11 protein-coding genes and 1 riboswitch are annotated in these 14552 nt (G+C 53.3%); of the genes, 5 read left to right on the forward strand and 6 right to left on the reverse strand.

Annotated features, from left to right (window positions below; all coding sequences use genetic code 11):
- Positions 1-7: 7 nt before the first annotated feature.
- The 3 genes from pgmB (at position 8) to JOE21_RS05315 (ending at position 4444) form a co-directional block, all read left to right on the forward strand.
- Entirely contained in the window at positions 8-3007 is a 3000-nt protein-coding gene (gene pgmB, locus JOE21_RS05305) for a beta-phosphoglucomutase (protein ID WP_309863306.1), read from the forward strand.
- A 348-nt stretch (positions 3008-3355) separates the two neighbouring features.
- Positions 3356-4153, forward strand: a complete 798-nt coding sequence (locus JOE21_RS05310) for a YitT family protein (protein ID WP_309863823.1) — start codon at positions 3356-3358, stop codon at positions 4151-4153.
- A 36-nt stretch (positions 4154-4189) separates the two neighbouring features.
- Entirely contained in the window at positions 4190-4444 is a 255-nt protein-coding gene (locus tag JOE21_RS05315; RefSeq protein ID WP_309863309.1) for a YciI family protein, read from the forward strand.
- Between the two features lie 54 nt (positions 4445-4498).
- Here JOE21_RS05315 and JOE21_RS05320 read toward each other — a convergent pair whose 3' ends face one another.
- The 4 genes from JOE21_RS05320 to JOE21_RS05335 all read right to left on the reverse strand — a co-directional run bounded on the left by JOE21_RS05320 (position 4499) and on the right by JOE21_RS05335 (position 8158).
- Positions 4499-4762 (reverse strand): hypothetical protein, encoded by a 264-nt coding sequence (locus JOE21_RS05320; protein ID WP_309863312.1) that lies wholly within the window; start codon positions 4760-4762, stop codon positions 4499-4501.
- Between the two features lie 200 nt (positions 4763-4962).
- Positions 4963-5577: a dCTP deaminase gene (dcd, locus tag JOE21_RS05325; protein ID WP_445347059.1), complete on the reverse strand. Its 615-nt coding sequence runs from the start codon at positions 5575-5577 to the stop codon at positions 4963-4965.
- A gap of 228 nt (positions 5578-5805) precedes the next feature.
- Entirely contained in the window at positions 5806-6987 is a 1182-nt protein-coding gene (locus tag JOE21_RS05330) for a trans-sulfuration enzyme family protein (protein WP_309863314.1), read from the reverse strand.
- A 4-nt stretch (positions 6988-6991) separates the two neighbouring features.
- Positions 6992-8158 carry an aminotransferase class I/II-fold pyridoxal phosphate-dependent enzyme gene (locus tag JOE21_RS05335; RefSeq protein WP_309863830.1) on the reverse strand — a complete coding sequence of 389 codons (1167 nt, stop codon included), beginning with the start codon at positions 8156-8158 and terminating at the stop codon, positions 6992-6994.
- Between the two features lie 236 nt (positions 8159-8394).
- Positions 8395-8501, reverse strand: a riboswitch (SAM riboswitch).
- A gap of 252 nt (positions 8502-8753) precedes the next feature.
- Here JOE21_RS05335 and JOE21_RS05340 point away from each other — a divergent pair.
- Together JOE21_RS05340 and ablB are read left to right on the forward strand one after the other, a co-directional pair.
- Complete coding sequence (locus tag JOE21_RS05340) at positions 8754-9950, forward strand: ornithine--oxo-acid transaminase (RefSeq protein WP_309863316.1); 1197 nt, start codon at positions 8754-8756, stop codon at positions 9948-9950.
- A 211-nt stretch (positions 9951-10161) separates the two neighbouring features.
- Positions 10162-11010, forward strand: coding sequence for a putative beta-lysine N-acetyltransferase (ablB, locus tag JOE21_RS05345; protein WP_309863318.1), 849 nt, complete (start codon positions 10162-10164; stop codon positions 11008-11010).
- A gap of 40 nt (positions 11011-11050) precedes the next feature.
- Here the strand turns inward: ablB and JOE21_RS05350 are convergent, their stop codons facing one another.
- Complete coding sequence (locus JOE21_RS05350; RefSeq protein ID WP_309863320.1) at positions 11051-13036, reverse strand: hypothetical protein; 1986 nt, start codon at positions 13034-13036, stop codon at positions 11051-11053.
- Positions 13037-13095: 59 nt separating this feature from the next.
- On the reverse strand, positions 13096-14352 hold the full coding sequence (locus JOE21_RS05355; protein ID WP_309863323.1) for an ATP-grasp domain-containing protein: 1257 nt from the start codon (positions 14350-14352) through the stop codon (positions 13096-13098).
- Positions 14353-14552: the final 200 nt, after the last annotated feature.

Below are 14552 nucleotides of genomic sequence, written 5' to 3' on the forward strand. Positions count from 1 at the left end.
GGATTCCATGAGTAATCCACGTCCACGAGCAATCTACCCCTTTGACGAATGGAAGGTCGTCGAGGAAACCTACCAAACCGAGCACCACTTGCGCAATGAAACCATCTTTGCCACCGGAAACGGCACCATCGGCCTGCGGGGAAACCTGGAAGAAGGGTGGCACGGCCCGGATGGCCAATCGGTTGACGGCACCTATCTTAACGGTTTCTATGAATCAGAGCCGATCATATACGGCGAGGGAGCCTATGGTTACGCCAAAAACAGCCAAACGCTGCTCAATGTAACCGATGGCAAGCGGATTCGTCTCTGGGTGGAAGGGGAACCTTTCCACCTCTTTCACGGCCGGATCCAGAATCATAAGCGAACACTGGATCTGAAAAGAGGACTCTTGATCCGGGAAGCCACCTGGGAGTCGCCGCGGGGGCATCAAATCCGTCTCCTCAGCCAGCGGCTGGTTTCCTTCACCCGTCGGCATGTAGTCGCCATCCATTATACCGTCGAGGCCCTCAACTTTGACGGCCATCTGCGGCTGGAGTCCTCCCTGGAAGGGGAAGTGAGTAACCAGATCACCGGTGGCGACCCGAGGACGGGATCCGCTTTCGCCGGTCCGGTATTAAACACGGAGGAGGTTTTGCTCACCCCAACGGGAGGCGCCTTGCAACAGCGGACGACTCATACGGGTTTCACATTGGCATCCGCCATGGATCATCAGATGGAGACGACTGCTAAAGTCGAAGTCGATTCGATCCGGGAAAAAGACCGGGCACTCATCCGCTGGGATCTCCAGGCAAAAAAAGGACAATCCGTCCATCTGACCAAAACCCTCTCTTATGTAACATCCAAGGACACGCCGGAAGAGCGTTTGCTGAAAGCAGCCACAGCGGAAGTAAAATCCGCCCTGGATGCCGGATTTGACAAGCTGGCGGCTGAGCAACGGCGCTTCCTGGACCAATATTGGGAACACAGCGATATCCGGATCGAAGGTGATCCCGCCCTGCAGCAAGGCGTTCGTTTTAATGCCTTTCACCTGCTTCAGTCGACGGGAAGAGACGGCAAGACCAACATCAGTGCCAAAGGATTGACCGGGGAAGGATATGAGGGACATTACTTCTGGGACACGGAAACGTACATCCTCCCCACATTTCTTTACAGCCACCCGACGATTGCACGGAAACTGCTGGAATATCGTTATCACATCCTGGATTACGCCCGCGAACGGGCACGGGAGCTTTCTCACCGGGGAGCACTCTATCCCTGGCGCACCATCGGAGGAGAGGAAACCTCCGCCTATTACCCTGCCGGAACGGCCCAGTACCATATCAATGCCGACATCATCCATGCTCTAAAACGGTATATGAACGCCACCCGCGATCAGTCCTTTTTCCTGGAGTGCGGAGCGGAGATGTTGTTTGAAACCGCCCGCTTTTGGGCCGATCTGGGGGATTGGATTCCCGGCAAGGGCTTCTGCCTCAACAGCGTAACGGGACCCGATGAGTATACCGCCATCGTCAACAATAATGCTTACACCAATCTGATGGCCCAAGATCATCTGGTATATGCCTACACCTCCGCACAACACATGCGGCAAGAGCACCCCGATGCTTGGACAGCATTGGCAGATAAGATCGGATTGACGGACGGGGAAGTGGCAGAGTGGAAGCAAGCCTCGGACGGTATGTACATTCCCTATGACCCGGAGCGCGGCATCATCCCTCAGGATGATTCCTTTCTGGAAAAAGCGGTTTGGAATTTCGAAGACACTCCCCCCGACCGCTATCCGTTGTTGTTGCACTACCACCCGCTGGTGATCTACCGCCACCAGGTGTTGAAACAAGCCGATCTGGTACTGGCCCTGTTTTTACAATCCCATCAATTCTCCCTGGCGGAAAAAAAGCGTAACTACGACTACTATGAACCGCTCACCACCCACGATTCTTCCCTCTCCCCCTGCACCCACAGCATTCTGGCGGCAGAGCTGGGCTATAGGGAAGAGGCGTACGAATACTTTATGCGTACCGCCCGCATGGATCTGGATGATTACAATCAGAATGTAAAAGACGGGGTTCATACAGCTTCGATGGCAGGCGCCTGGTTGTCGATCGTAAACGGTTTTGCCGGTATGCGGGAGGAGGAGGGGCGGCTTCGCTTTCAGCCCATGATCCCGGACGCATGGAATCGCTACCGGTTCCGGATCCGCTTTCAAGGCCGTTCCCTCGAAGTGGACATCTCTCGGGAGAAGACGACTTACACCTTGCTGGAGGGAGAGCCGCTCACCGTTTTCCACCAGGGACGACCGGTGGAAGTGAAGACCGGCTTACCGGTGGAACGGGCGATGAAACCGGAGTTGGAAGGCGTCATCTTCGATCTGGACGGCGTCATCACCGACACGGCGGAGTACCATTACCGCGCTTGGAAGCGCTTGGCCGAAGAATTAGGACTTCCCTTGGACCGGGAATGGAATGAGAAGTTAAAGGGGCTGAGCCGGATGGACTCGCTGGAGCGGATACTGGCACAGGGATCCCGATCATATAGTGATGAGGAGAAACAGATCCTCGCTGCTAAAAAGAATGAGTACTACCGCGCCATGATCGCCGACCTCTCCCCTCGGGATTTGCTGCCCGGCATTGGCGAACTGTTGCAGGAACTAAAACAAGCGGGAATCCGAATAGGATTGGCATCCGCCAGCAAAAACGCTCCCGCCGTGGTGAAACGACTGGAGATCGCTGACGCCTTTGACACCATCGTCGATCCTGCTCGTTTAGCCAAAGGAAAACCGGATCCGGAAATCTTCCTGAAGGCGGCGGAGCAGCTGGGACTTCCACCCGCTCACTGTCTGGGCATCGAAGACGCAAAAGCAGGCATCCAAGCCATTCGACAGGCACAGATGTTTGCTGTCGGTGTCGGCGATGAATCGGTGATAATGGAAGCCGACTGGGGTGTCCCGGACACGTTGGAGTTGACCCTTGCAGCCTTGCGCCAACAATTTGACCAATTTCATCGAAATTAAAGTAGATTAGGGACGGACTGGTCATTCATTTTCCCATGAGAAAAGAAAGGGTTGGTATGACTTTTGGTTCGCTATTGCACTCACAGAGCACAAGTCTCGCCTGGGTCACTTCGTTCCCGGGCTCGCTATGCGCTCGAAGACAGCCATACCAATCCGAGATCTCGCCCTACGGATTGTTTAGATACGCCCTAGCCGGAAGGAGATCCCTTCCGGCTTTTTCTCTGCCGAAAACATTTGCTCCCAGGCTTCCCCCATGATACGATCAAGGCGTCATTATCAGGGCCGCTTTCGGCCTTAGTTTCGATGTTTGAGAGGAGAATTGGATTGCTCGCCCGCGCCCTGCATTGGATGAACATCATCGTTTCATCCGCATTGATCGGTTTTGCCTTCAACATGATGCTGCTTCCCCATAAGGTTTTAAGCGGGGGCGTCTCCGGGATCGCCATGATCCTGGGACTGGTCACTCCCCTTAATACCGGGGTGATCATCTTTCTCTTGAACGTGCCCATCCTCATCCTGGGCTATCTGAAGCTGGGCAATCGCTTCATCATCTACAGCCTTCTTTCGATTGCGGTCACCGCTGTCAGCATGCAGTTCATTCCCTTGGAAGCCATATCCAATGATCCCATCATGTCCGCCATATTCGGCGGCGTCATCGTAGGGATCGCCACCGGGCTGATCTTTCGCTCCGGCGGTTCCACGGGAGGGTTTGACATCATCGGAATGGTGCTCACCCTGAAAAAAGAGCTGCCCCTGGGAGCGCTGATCTTCGCCTTAAACGCCGTTGTCGTCTTTATCTCCGGCTTTGTTTTCGACTGGGATCTGGCTTTGTACACCATGGCGTCCATCTATGTCACCGGCAAGGTGATTGACGCCATCCACACGCGCCATGTGAAATTGACACTAATGATCATCACCCAAAAAGGGGATGCGGTCAAAAAGAAACTCCTTTCCAATCTCGTCCGCGGCATCACCGTCCTGGATGGGGAAGGAGCGTATACCCAAGAGAAGCGCCAAGTCCTCCTCACCGTCATCTCCCGGTACGAACTGCCGGATGTGAAACGCTGGGTCGCCTCCGCCGACCCCCAAGCCTTTGTCAACATTACACAAACCGTGGATGTGATGGGGTATTTCCGCCGAAGCTGATCCCCCCTATGACAAAAACGAGAGGAGTCGGGCCTAATGGCACACTTTGCCGCAATCTTGCATATGGAAAAGCCGGAACTGAACCAAACGTACCGGCCTCAACACCTGGAATACTTAAACGCCCTTGAAAAGCAGGGGAAAATATTTGCCAAGGGGCCTTTCGCCGATGGTACCGGCGGGATGGTGGTCTACATCGCCGATTCCTTGGAAGAAGCAAAAGAATTAGCCGAAAACGACCCCTATGTGACGGAAGGCGTCCGGCGGCTGGAACTGCACGAGTGGAGGATATAAACAAAAAAACCGACCCCATCAGGTCGGTTTTTTTATCATCATGATCGTATAGCCTCAGCCCGCCCGTTCTTGATCCTTGGCAACCGCTTTGCGCCAGGCCGGTATAGAGACCGCCACCACTTCATCGGCGTAAATTAAGCCCAATTTATCTGTGACGTACACTTTACGCCCGTCAAATTTGTAACTCTCCAAGATATTGACATTCGTCACTTTGCCAAACGCACCGATGAGGGAAAGCTCATCCCCCACTTCCAACTGGTTCAGTACCGGACCGGATTGAACGCCTCCCATGACGAATTTCCCTCTAATTTTTGCCATGATTGATCCCTCCAATTGAATCTTCTGACTATTTTACGACAGCGCTTTATTTCCACTGGAATGTAAAATGAAATTCTTATCTCTTATTCTACTCCCTCTTTACCCGGTTTTGGTGTTCAGTTTATGTACAATTTTTGAACTATTCCGTTTGAAAAAAGACATGAAAAAATCCGCCCTACCCCTAGCGGGCGGGCGGCCAATCAAATGCGGGGCAGGGTGATTCCCCGTTGGTTTTGGTATTTTCCCTGTTTGGCTCGGTAGGAGACTTCACAAGTCTCGTCACTTTCCAAAAACAAAACCTGGCATAAGCCTTCATTGGCATAAATCTTGGCCGGCAACGGGGTGGTATTTGAGATTTCCAAGGTGACATGCCCTTCCCATCCGGGCTCAAAAGGAGTCACATTGGTGATGATTCCACAACGGGCATAGGTGGATTTCCCCACACAGACAGCCAGCACATTTTCGGGAATCCGAAAGTATTCCACTGAGGTGGCCAACGCGAAGGAGTTGGGCGGAATAATGCAAACCTCTCCTTTGTAATCCAGGAATGAGTCCCCGCTGATCGCCTTCGGATCGATTACCGGCATCAGCGCATTATGGAAGATCTTAAACTCGTCCCCCACCCGCAAATCGTAACCATAACTGGATAAACCAAAACTGATCGCTTCCCCTTTTCCCACATTCTGCTCGACAAAGGGTTCAATCATCCCCTGCTCCGTCGCCATGCGGCGGATCCATTTATCCGATTTAATCGTCATAACAGCCCAGGCTCCTTTGTTTAACGTATCCACCCCATTGTACAACAAACCATCCAAGCGAAAAACCGCCTTCTCCCAGGGGGAGGAGGCGGCCTAGTACAGTACTACAGTTGCATTTGTACGAAGAGTGTATAGGAACGTGGGTTGGTCGGGCTGGTGGGCTGTCTTCGATCTCTTGCAAAAAGCGCAAAGGCTCTCCGCCAGCCATACCAACCCTCTCTCTTTCTCTCGGAAAAATGAATGACCAGACGAGCCCTAACAACACGAGAAGCGAGAAAAAGAATCTCACACGATGGAGGCCCGCCATTCAGAGGAGACGGAGAGAAGACGGCGGCCATCGATGGCCCGCTCCAGATCCTCCAACAAGTCGTCCGGATCCTCCAAGCCGACGGAAAGACGCAGCAAGCCGTCCGTTACCCCCCTGGCCTGACGTTCCTCTGCCGGCATAGCGGCATGAGACATGCAGGCGGGGTAGGAGAGAATGCTTTCCACCGCTCCCAAGCTGACAGCGACGATGGGCAGACGCACCTGAGACAGTACTTCCCTCACTTTTTTTCCGCTTCCCAAATCAAAGGAGAAAACCGCGCCGTGACCACTCGCCTGAGACGCCTGGAGACTGTGTCCCGGATGATCGGGAAGACCCGTGTAGTAGACCTGTTTTACTTCCGGGTTGCGGGAGAGGGCCTCAGCGATGCGGCCGGCGGAGGTGGTGGCTGCTTCCATCCGGGCTGCCAATGTTTTTAAACCGCGCATCGTCAACCACGAATCCTGTACACCTAACACGGCTCCCAGTGCGTTTTGCAATCCGTATAAGCGATCGGCGACAGCAGGATCTTTGACCGCCACCAACCCGGAGACGACATCGCTGTGGCCGCCGATAAACTTGGTGGCGCTGTGGATGACGATATCCGCCCCCAGCTCCAGGGGCCGCTGAAAATACGGAGTGAGGAACGTATTGTCGACAATGGTCGTAAGACCGTGTCGACGAGCAATATCAGCCACTCCCCTGAGATCGGTCACCTTTAAGGTGGGGTTGGACGGGGTCTCCACGTAAATCGCCCGGGTGTCCGGCCGAACCGCCTCTTCCACCGCCGTCAGGTCCGTAGTATCCACAAAGTCGGCTTGAATGCCCATCCGAGGCAACACTTCGGTCAGGACGCGAAACGTCCCGCCGTACAGATCCTTGGATACCACCAAATGGTCTCCTGATGAAAACAGGAACAACGTGCTGGAGATCGCTGCCATCCCGGAAGCAAAAGCAAATCCACGGCAACCGCCCTCCAATTGGGCGATCGTCTCTTCCAACGCATGCCGGGTGGGATTGCCGGACCGGGCGTAGTCAAACGAACCCGGCTGGTCCACATCCTCCTGATGAAACGTGGATGCTTGGTACAGCGGAATACTGGCCGCCCCCGTGACGGGATCGATCTCGTTGCCGTTGTGTAACAATCGAGTTCCAAACTTCATCGCTTTACACACCCTTTCCCGTAGTCACGGTACAGCGGGCCTGGTCCAAAGCCTGGGACAAGTCGCCCGTCAGATCATCCAGATGTTCAATACCGACAGAAACACGCAACAACCGATCGCAAACGCCAACCTTCAGCCGCACCGATTCGGGGATGTCGGCATGGGTTTGGGTGGCAGGATAGGTGACTAGGCTCTCTACTCCCCCCAGGCTCTCCGCAAAGGAGAGCACTTGCAGGGATTGGAGGAAAACAGGCACCCATTCTGCCTCGCAGATGCGGAAAGAAAGCATTCCCCCAAACCCGTCACTCTGCTTTTCCTGCACCCGGCGCTCCTTCTCCTGAAGAGAGGGGTAAAAAACCCCATCCACCGCCGGGTGATTCCCCAAAAATTGTGCCAGCGCCATCGCATTTTCCTGATGTTTCTCCATTCTCAGGGCCAACGTTTTCATCCCCCGCATCAACAACCAGCAATCCTGAGGGGAGAGAACCGCACCAATCGCATTGTGCAACGTGCCTACCTGGGTGGATAATTCCTCTCCCCGGGTGACAATCAGACCGGCCAAAACGTCATTGTGACCCCCCAGATATTTGGTGCCGCTGTGCAATACCACGTCCGCCCCCAACTCCAACGGACGTTGACAATAGGGAGTCATAAACGTGTTGTCCACAATGGAGAGCCACCCTCTTTTTTTCGCCAGCTCGCAGATGGCTTGGATGTCCGTCACCCGCATCAAGGGGTTGGTGGGGGATTCGATAAAGATTCCCCGCGTGCGGGGGGTGGCCGCCGCTTTTACTGCCTCTTCATCCCGTAAATCCACATAGCTGAAGGAGAGGCCGTACCGGGTCCACACCTCCTCAAACAGCCGGTATGTTCCCCCATACAGATCCAAGGAGACAATCAGGTGATCCCCCTGAGAAAAAAGGCTCATCACCGTTTGGATCGCCGCCATGCCGGAGCTGGCGGCAAAACCGGCGTCACCGCCTTCCAACTCGGCAATGGCTTCTTCCAGAATCGTCCGGGTGGGGTTCGCCGTCCGAGTATAGTCGTATCCCGTCGATTCCCCCAGGGCCGGATGCTGGTAAGCGGTGGAGTTGTAGACCGGGAAACTGATGGCACCCGTGCGGGGCTCCCGGCCGTTTCCGATTTGAGCCAATAAGGTTTCCGTACGCAACCGTTCTTTTTTGCGATGACGTCCATCCCAATCCATGTTTCTCTCTCCCTTGCCTTTCCTCCAACAAAAATGGAGGAGATAGTTCATCCCTTATACTCGTGTCGGTTCCTGTGCTTTCTTCAATGCTTGATCCAGGTCTTCGATCAGATCCTCCGCTGATTCGATCCCCACTGACTTTATAAGCGGGAAAATAAAAACCCTTCCGATAAGGAAGGGATGGGTTTAGGGTTTCTCCCCCCTTATCTGTCAGTCCCATCAGGACTGCGAGAATTGGCACCTTCCGACATTCGTCGGGGTTGCCGGGCTTCATCGGGCTCGTTCCCTCCGCCGCTCTGGATAAGAGTAATCTTTCAGCTATGGAATTGTCGCACATGCGTGAAACTTGTGTTCCATTATATCGGGGGAATGACGCCTCGTCAAGGGTGGATTGAAACAACGGTAAAAAGTTTCCTCATATTTATAAGCTTTTCCTTAATGTTATCCATTTTACCGAGAAACCTTCTCCACAGGGGTTTGCTGGTATACACTAGAGAAAGTGAGCCCGATGTCCCTCTGCTGGACGACCGGCCAACCTGTGTGAGAAGGAGGAGTCTACATGTCGCGAAATCAATCCTTGATCGAACTGACGGAAAAACACGGTGCCCGCAACTACCATCCCCTGCCGATCGTGATCGCCAAAGCGGAAGGCGTCTGGGTGGAGGATGCGGACGGCAACCGTTACATGGACATGCTGAGTGCGTATTCCGCCCTCAACCATGGTCATCGTCACCCCAGACTGATCCAAGCCCTCAAGGAGCAAGCCGATAAAGTAACGCTCACCTCCCGGGCGTTCCACAATGACCAGCTGGGACTGTTTTACGAGCGGGTGGCCCAATTGACGGGCAAATCGATGGTACTGCCCATGAACACCGGTGCGGAAGCAGTTGAAACCGCCATCAAAGCCGTACGTCGGTGGGCCTACGATAAAAAAGGGGTACCGGAAAACCAAGCGGAAATCATCGTGTGTGAAGAGAACTTCCACGGCCGCACACTGGCTGCCGTTTCCCTTTCTTCCAGCGATGAATATAAACGGGGTTTCGGTCCCTTACTGCCTGGAATCAAGGTGATCCCCTACGGAGACGAAGAGGCGCTTCGCCAGGCCATCACTCCCCACACCGCCGCTTTTATGGTGGAACCGATCCAAGGGGAAGCCGGTGTGATCGTGCCGCCGGAAGGATTTTTGAAAAAGGCTGCCGACATCTGCCGGGAAAACCGCGTGTTGTTCGTGGCCGACGAGATTCAGACCGGATTTGGGCGGACCGGTCAGCTTTTCGCCTGTGATTGGGATGAAGCCCGGCCGGATCTGATTATCATGGGGAAAGCCCTCGGCGGCGGCGTTTTGCCCATCTCCGCCGTAGCCGCGGACGAAGACGTCCTCGGCGTGTTTGAACCGGGCTCCCATGGATCCACCTTCGGCGGCAATCCCTTGGCTTGCGCAGTCGCCATCGCCGCCTTGGATGTCCTGGTGGAAGAAGACCTGACGCGGCGCTCCCGTGAACTAGGAGAAACCTTTATCAGCGAACTGAGAAAGATCAAAAACCCCGATATCAAAGAAATCCGCGGAAAAGGTTTGTTCATCGGGGTGGAATTGCACGGCCCCGCACGGCCCTACTGTGAACAGCTGGCCGATGCCGGTCTTCTGTGCAAGGAAACCCACGAAAACACCATCCGTTTTGCCCCGCCGCTCACCATCACCCGTGAAGAGCTGGATTGGGCGCTGGAGAAGGTGCGCGCGGTTCTGCAAGGAGCGTAACTCCCGACTTCCCCCCTCGCATTTGAGGGGGGTTTTTTGTGTATGCACACTTTCCTGTAACGGGCTTCCTTCATCCAGGTGAACTATGGTTGAGGGAGTCGAACCATTGTTACGAGGGACGATTCATGAGTTGCGTTCTAAACCCATCGGGGCTGTTTATATGTATGAAGAAAGGAAGCAAAACAGTAATGGGGAGGCAAACGAGTATCCGATGAGTGTGCCCCGCGATTTGGTTTCCCGGCCTACCCCGGTGAACACAACCGTAAATGTGGAACCGATCAGCCGCCGGATCAAAGTGTATGGACTTCCGGACGGTTACGATGTAGAGACGATGAGATACCTGACCGCTCTGGGTGAAAAGGAGAAGTGCGACAAACTGATTTTCTATGTAAAAAGGCACGATCGGAAGACCATGAAGGAACGGAACTTTGTTTACGAAGGATATATCGGCGGGTTTTTCCGCGGGGAGACCGCGTACATCTACGCCACATTCCTGAACCCGGAACGGAACAGGCCCGTGACAAAAGCGGAAGCGGAACAAGTCATGGAGAGGGTGAGAAGAGACAACAAGGAATCCGTCAATCCCCCTCTGCCGAAGGGCTATATCATGACCTACGCCACCAAAGAAGATGCAAAAGAAATGTCCCGACTGTATGACCGTGTATTTGAAACGTACCCCACTCCGATGAATGATCCTTCGTATATTGAAGAGATGATGGACCAACAGGTCTATTTTACACTCGTCAAATACCGGGGACGCATTGTCAGTGCCAGTTCGGCCGATCTTTTGCCCACATTCAATTCCGCCGAACTCACCGATTGCGCCACTTTGCCCGCCCATCGAAACCACCGCTTGCTGTCCCACCAATTCTCCTGTCAGATCCAACGGATGAAGCGGAAAGGAGTACAAACCCTGTTTTGCTATGCGCGTGCCGTTTCCACCGGCATGAATTTGATCAGCGTCCGGAACGGCTTCACCTGCGGCGGACGGATGGTGCAAAACAGTAACATTGACGGAAGACTGGAATGTATGAATATTTGGTTTAAAAAATTGTTTTAGTCTCCAGCGGAGATCGCCTTTTCCGCCGGAGACGTGCCGATTATCCAAGCATATTTTTTCCCGTCCAATTGTACTCCTGTCCCCAACTTTCCCGGGCCAGCGTCTCAATTTTGGCCACGATGTCATCCTCCACGGCAAAAGCGTCACCTTGCTCATACGGGTTGAAGTGAAAGGCGTACAGACGGGAGACAAACTCATGGAACGGCAGGGAAGATTCCCCTTCCACTTCACCGTGACCCTGCACCGCCGGTTCAATGCCCTGACCCCAGTTTTGCGAACTGTCGTTGTTGGGATTGTAGAAATAGATGCGGTATTCACCCTCCGGATCTTTAGCAATCCGTTGGATGGAAACAGCGTGAAAACCGAGCATTTTACCATGAACCGTCGTAACACAGATCCCTACGGGATTGGGATAGATCAACTCGTAACCTTCATTGTATTCCGGGTGATGCGTGGCATAGAAAAGCCGGACAAATGCGGGATAATCGGTTACATTCCCCGTGATGTGGTCGAAAACCTTGGCAAACCCCCTCGAGATCCACTCTCCGTAGAAGGCGGGATTGACCCACTTATGGGGATCGTCCAACCGAAATTGCACCCGCCTGACCATTTCTGCGTAAATCCGGTCCAAGTGCGGTACCAAGACCAGGGATACCGGATCCAGTTCTTTGTGCAGTTCCGGGGATAACCCGCCGGGCAAAAATTTGGAATGAATCACATCCCCCTCAAAAGTCATGTCAATATCGCCGTCTCGGGCCGCTCTCGCCACCAGGTGTAACAGGTTCCCCGGAGCATGGATCGACCACAGACTGAGAGCACGGGCACTTTGACAGGTGGGATTTAGCCCCTGTCCGATCCCCAGCGGTTGACCCAACACACTGATCACACCGGCCAACAAGATGTCATTTGCCGCCAACCCTTCCGTTTCCGGAAAAATATCCAACATCGTTTGTCGGACATCGCGTTGCAGATCCAGTTCAATCAACCGGCGCAAACTGGGGCTCACCGGATGGTGGGACAATACCCCGCGTTCCAGCAAACGGGCCAGTCCGTACAAGGATTGCCGGGTGGGGATGTGAATCGCCACCTTAACCATTCCTCGAATCAGCTTGTTGTGTTCATCCAGGTTGGCCGCCCCTTTATCGTTCAATCTGAGAGCCACCGGGAGAAGGTGCGGGTTGGTACGGTTCAGGTAACGGACTACAATCACGTGATAGGGAGAAACGAGTCCTGTTTCCCTCATGGAATCCGCAAAGGCGCCCGCTTCCTTTTCCAGCTCTTTTTCCGCCAGTGTTTTCAATTGCCGGCGGTAATCTTTATAATCGGGATACTCCCGGCTCAAGGGCGTCAGCCGGGAAATCGCGGAATGGTAACGCTCGATTTCCTTCCGGTCCTCTTCCTCTACGTCCGTGTGCAACAACTGTTCCGCCTTGCGAATCATCAATACAATCCGCTGCACCATGATCGGACGTTGGACGGACAGCCGCCTGATTTCTTGGATTAATGTCTTTGAAATCGCTTTAAGCGAAAGTTCATCGACAATCACCTTGAACAAACGTTGCGCACGTTCTGTTTCCTTCCCTTGCTCTATCCTCGCCTCCTCGGTTTCCTCTGGAAAAATAAAATCGAGATTAAGGGCCATCACTTCGTTCAGATAATCTCTCGCCTTTTCGGCGGAGACTTTCTCATGTTTATGCCTTCCCTTTGCAATCGAAAGCATTCGAAGTTCACTCAACAAAGCCACCACCGATTCCAGCCCGTCCACCCGCAGGGAACTGTTTACAAGATTAGGTTGCAATTTGGACGGATCCTGCCATGGCCCCCCTTCAAACACACCGGCATCGTCAAAACGGTCAGCGAATCGGTTCAGCGACCCCATGCCTTCCATCGTATCCATCAGGCGCGTCGCTTCCTGAAAAAATTGGTTTTGGTACAGTTGTTTCGCAAAGGGCTTTGCTTGATCCAGGAGATCCAATGCCTGTGCCAACCGTGCCGTTCTTTCCTTTTCCGCCATATCCATGCCCATACTCATATCCTCCTTCCGATCTGAATTGCTCCCATTGCTTTTTCGCGACCCCACCGGATTCAGATGTAAAAATCGTAATCAACGAAATCGGTAAGCGGTGTCCTCACCTGCTCACTATCCCCATGATAAAAAAACACGGTACCGTGGTGATTGCCGTACCCTTCCCTGTCCGCCACTTTCCGTTCGACCGGAGTAAACATGTTGTGCCGGTCAAATCCGGGGTGTTCCTCCAGTTCTTTCGGAATCCGAAGACTCTTTATTTCTTTGACGCGCGGATAAACCAGCAAGCTGCCGGCATGTCCGTTGGGCTTTGTTTCATCGGGAAACAATCCGAGTAGCTCTTCTTCCATCGTGTCCGGATCACAGCACAGCAAGTGCGCTTCAAAGGGGCTGAATCCGTAGGTCCGTTGGATCAACTCATAGATATGGCCACCGGGAACCCGGTAAGCCACCTCCCCGAAATGGATGGGCCCGTGATCTGCGAGAAAGAATTCGGGATGAATCACACCGTACTTAATGTCAAATGCATCGATTAATTGCTGACAAGCTGCCCGGACCTGGGGCCGTCGCTTTTCAATTTCAGGAGAGGGCGGAGCCATCATGGAGTGGCCGAACACGACATATTCCGTGATATTGAGGAATTGTATCTTTCCTTTGTGAATAAACACTTCACACGACACTTCCACACCGTCCAGATGGCTTTCCATCAGGCAGGGGAAGTTGTCATCCTTCAATTGGTTTTCGATATCGTTTTCCGTCCGGATCAAACGATGTCCAGCCGCACCGGCCCGGTCGAATGCCTTGATGTGAATCGGCTCCAGCCCCTCTCCGTCCAGTTTCAGGTGGACTTCATTCACCCGCCTAAGGAACCTCCTCACATCTTCTTTGCTTTCTCCTTCCTCAAACACGCCCACTTTCAATCCACCGATCAACGCTCTCCGTTTCATTTTGGCCTTGTGTCTGAAAAGAAGTGAATGATGGAATAGACGAGGATCCTTCCGAATATGTGCGTTTAACGCCCCCGCCCATTCAACGGTTTCTTCAAACAACGGAATGGCCAGATCCGCTCCAAACTCTCTCATCCGGTTATATAATTCCTCCGCACGTTCATACCTTTGTTCCATCTTTGTTTCTTTATTCAGCTTGTCAAAATCCCAGCCGATAAAAGGAAGATCATATTTTTTCGCGTACGCTTCACAACCGGGCGGTCCCACCACGACAAAAGGACGGTTAAGCCGGTCTGCCGCCTCCATCATCGGCAAACTCCAACCGAGCAAGGCCACCGGTTTGGCGATTTTCTCTTCTTTATCCCTCATCGATTCCTATTCCTCCCGCTCTGTTCAATTCATATCCACTTTCCATCATCTCCATTTTTAACTCGGGGTATGAGAATCTCACTTAACATAATTAATGGTGGATACGAGATGGAGAAAAACGGATCTCGAAAAGACGTATATGAAAACCGAAAAGTGAATCGGGGAATCATTATCCAAGAGAAAAAGAAGCCACCTGGGGG

The organism is Desmospora profundinema, assembly GCF_031454155.1.
In the GTDB taxonomy this organism is placed as follows: Bacteria; Bacillota; Bacilli; order Thermoactinomycetales; family DSM-45169; genus Desmospora; species Desmospora profundinema.

Coding starts and splice junctions, on each gene's coding strand:
- JOE21_RS05340 (WP_309863316.1), top strand. CDS start 8,754: ATGTCGCGAAATCAATCCTTGATCGAACTGACGGAAAAACACGGTGCC.
- JOE21_RS05320 (WP_309863312.1), bottom strand. CDS start 4,762: ATGGCAAAAATTAGAGGGAAATTCGTCATGGGAGGCGTTCAATCCGGT.
- JOE21_RS05330 (WP_309863314.1), bottom strand. CDS start 6,987: ATGAAGTTTGGAACTCGATTGTTACACAACGGCAACGAGATCGATCCC.
- JOE21_RS05315 (WP_309863309.1), top strand. CDS start 4,190: ATGGCACACTTTGCCGCAATCTTGCATATGGAAAAGCCGGAACTGAAC.
- JOE21_RS05350 (WP_309863320.1), bottom strand. CDS start 13,036: ATGGGCATGGATATGGCGGAAAAGGAAAGAACGGCACGGTTGGCACAG.
- JOE21_RS05355 (WP_309863323.1), bottom strand. CDS start 14,352: ATGAGGGATAAAGAAGAGAAAATCGCCAAACCGGTGGCCTTGCTCGGT.
- JOE21_RS05310 (WP_309863823.1), top strand. CDS start 3,356: ATGAACATCATCGTTTCATCCGCATTGATCGGTTTTGCCTTCAACATG.
- ablB (WP_309863318.1), top strand. CDS start 10,162: ATGAGTGTGCCCCGCGATTTGGTTTCCCGGCCTACCCCGGTGAACACA.
- pgmB (WP_309863306.1), top strand. CDS start 8: ATGAGTAATCCACGTCCACGAGCAATCTACCCCTTTGACGAATGGAAG.